At 57.9% G+C, this 806-nt stretch carries 1 protein-coding gene; it reads left to right on the forward strand.

All coding sequences use genetic code 11. The features are described from left to right. Window positions 1-724 (forward strand): 50S ribosomal protein L11 methyltransferase (gene prmA / locus ACTHUR_RS13190; protein WP_440398970.1); only part of this gene is annotated, 724 nt, incomplete at its 5' end. Between the last annotated feature and the right edge of the window lie 82 nt (window positions 725-806).

Here is an 806-nt window from a genome sequence, read left to right on the forward strand (position 1 = left end):
AATCTGGCAGCAAAGCAAAGTCATCGCCTTGTTCGGCGAAAACGACGATGCCGCAGCCATGATTCAAGCCGCCAGCCAAGCATGCGGGTTGAAAGACTTGGCATACACCAGCGAAATCCTTGCCGACCAAGACTGGGTGCGCCTGACCCAAGCGCAGTTCGACCCCATCCAAATTTCCGAGCGCCTGTGGATTACCCCCTCTTGGCACGAAGCACCCAACAGCAACGCCGTTAATCTCCAGCTCGACCCCGGCCTTGCCTTCGGTACCGGCAGCCATCCGACCACGCGCCTCTGCCTCAAGTGGCTGGACACACAACTCAAAGGCGGCGAAAGCGTCCTCGACTACGGCTGCGGCTCAGGCATCCTGACCATCGCCGCCCTCAAGCTCGGCGCAGGTTCTGCCGTCGGCGTCGATATTGACGAACAAGCCATCCGCGCCAGCAAGGACAACGCCGCACAAAACAACGTCGATGCACAGTTCTACCTGCCCGACGGTTTACCGCAAGGACAATTCGACATCGTCGTTGCCAACATCCTCGCCAACCCCCTGCGCATGCTCGGCGAAATGCTCGCCGCCCGCACCAAACAAGGCGGACGCATCGTGTTGTCCGGTTTGCTGGACGAGCAAGTTGAAGAACTCAGCGGCATTTACCGCCAATGGTTCGACATCGAACCCGCCGAAATCGACGAAGGCTGGGCAAGGCTCAGCGGCGTCAAACGCTGATAGCGATACGCTTAAACAAAAGGTCGTCTGAAAACCGATTCAGGTTTCAGACGACCTGTTTCATGCCAATCCTGTATGAAGA

Source organism: Neisseria sp. P0021.S007 (genome assembly GCF_051956855.1).